At 64.4% G+C, this 2,253-nt stretch carries 1 protein-coding gene and 1 pseudogene; one reads left to right on the top strand and one right to left on the bottom strand.

Annotation, left to right across the window (positions count from 1 at the left end; genetic code table 11):
• Nucleotides 1-249, bottom strand: a pseudogene (locus RMO40_RS08315) (urea ABC transporter substrate-binding protein); the annotation flags it as partial.
• 293 nt (nt 250-542) lie between these two features.
• Here RMO40_RS08315 and RMO40_RS08310 point away from each other — a divergent pair.
• Nucleotides 543-2,253 (top strand): purine-cytosine permease family protein (locus RMO40_RS08310; protein ID WP_489660128.1); only part of this gene is annotated, 1,711 nt, incomplete at its 3' end.

The following is a 2,253-nucleotide window of genomic DNA, read 5'->3' as shown; positions in this document are numbered from 1 at the left end:
GGCCTGGATGGAGCCGGTCTCCGAGATCGCCATCGTGCCGGTGGCCGAGTGCAGCTGGCCGACGGTGACTTCGGTGTCGGTGATCGCGAGCTTGGTGGTGTTGACCTTGGCGGTGGGGAAGGCCTGCGCCAGGCTCAGGCCACTGAGGCCCATGAGCGGCAGTGCGGCCGCGCCTTGCAGCAGGCGGCGGCGTTGCTGGGAAGGAGTGAACGGGGAGTGGGGGGACTGGGAATCGTGGTCGTTCGACATGGGGCTTCTCCGAGCGGGTTGTGGGCAAGGCGGTGAACCGAGGCGGCACCAAACGCGTGCAGCGATTTCGCATTCACCATGGGCTCAAAGGTAGGAGAAGGACTACGCAGGCTGAATACGTCAATCAACGTAGCTGCTCTGGGAGGGTGTGCGCTGACACTGCGTCCAACCCCGTTCGCCCTGAGCCTGTCGAAGGGCTTGTGTGCTCGTCACCGAGGGCATCGACAGGCTCAGCCCGAACGGGCGTTCCAGCGGGAGCGCTTCTTGCAACTCACCTCGCAGGAGGTGAGTCCGTGTCCGTCGCTACTCAGAAGATCTTTCGCATCCGTCGCGACTACAACACCTGGGTTGCCAACGAGACCCTGGAAGACTATGCGTTGCGCTACACGCCGCGCACCTTTCGCAAGTGGAGCGAGTTCCGTGTCGCCAACACGGCCTTCGGCGCGACGTCTTTTCTCGCGCTCGAAGCCATCGGTGGCTCGATCGCGCTGAGCTACGGTTTCAGCAATGCGCTGTGGGCCATCCTCGTCGTGGGGATCATCACCTTCCTCACCGGCCTGCCGATCAGCTACTACGCCGCCAAGTACGGCGTCGACATGGACTTGCTCACCCGAGGCGCGGGCTTCGGCTACCTCGGCTCCACGCTCACCTCGTTGATCTACGCGAGCTTCACCTTCATCTTCTTTGCGCTCGAAGCGGCCATCCTGGCGCTGGCTTTGCAGATGTATTTCGATTGGCCCTTGCCGCTGTGCTACCTGCTCTCGTCCTTGGGCATCGTGCCGCTGGTGATGTACGGCATCACGCAGATCTCGCGGCTGCAGCTGTGGTCGCAGCCGCTGTGGATCGTGTTGCTGGTGCTGCCCTATCTCTTTGTGCTGGCGAAAAACCCGCAGGCCTTCAGCGATTTCACCGGCCTGGTGGGGCGTGAGTCGGGCAGCAACAGTTTCAGCTGGTTGATGTTTGGCGCGGCGGCGACCGTCGCTTTTTCGCTCGTGGTGCAGATCGGTGAGCAGGTCGACTACCTGCGCTTCCTGCCCGAAAAAACCGCGGCCAACAAACGCCGCTGGTGGGCCGCGGTGTTGATCGCCGGGCCCGGCTGGATCGTGCCGGGCATGGTCAAGATGCTCGGCGGCGCCTTCCTCGCCTTCCTCGCGCTGCAGCACCAGATCCCCACCGACAAGGCGGTCGAGCCCACGCAGATGTACCTGGCCGCGTTTGCCTACGTGTTCGACAACCCGGCCTGGGTGCTGGCCATCACCACACTGTTTGTCGTGGTGTCGCAGGTCAAGATCAACCTCACCAACGCCTACGCCGGCTCGCTGGCCTGGAGCAATTTTTTCGCGCGCCTCACGCACAGTCACCCGGGAAGAGTGGTGTGGCTGGTGTTCAACGTGCTGATCGCCGTGCTGCTGATGACACTCGGTGTGTTCGAGGCGCTGGAGCGTGTGTTGGGCCTCTACAGCAACGTCGCCATCGCGTGGGTGGGAGCCCTTGTGGCGGACCTCGTCATCAACAAGCCGCTGGGCCTGAGCCCCAAACACATCGAGTTCAAACGCGCCCACCTGTACGACATCAACCCGGTCGGCCTAGGCTCGATGCTGATCGCCGCGGTGCTCGCCATCGTCGCTTACGCCGGTGCGATGGGCCCCGAAGCCGAGGCCTTTGCGCCCTTCATCGCGCTCGTCACCGCCATGGTCTTGTCACCGTTGATCGCCTGGGCCACGCGCGGGCGTTATTACATCGCGCGGCGCAGCACCACCCGCTGGGCGCCGGGGCAGAGCGTGATGTGCTCGGTGTGCGACAACGCCTTCGAGTCCGAAGACATGGCCCACTGCCCGGCCTATGACGCGCCGATCTGCTCGCTGTGCTGCACGCTCGAATCGCGCTGCCACGACCGGTGCAAGACCAACTCGCGCGCCGCCGAGCAGGTGAGCACGGCGCTGGCCACCGTGCTGCCCGAGCGCCTGGCCGCGCACGTCAACTCGCGCGTGGCGCACTACCTGG

It is taken from the genome of Rhizobacter sp. (genome assembly GCF_031412075.1).
GTDB lineage: Bacteria > Pseudomonadota > Gammaproteobacteria > Burkholderiales > Burkholderiaceae_C > Rhizobacter.
The sequence above is the reverse complement of the archived record's forward strand: the minus strand, read 5'-3'. Positions and strand labels throughout refer to the sequence as shown.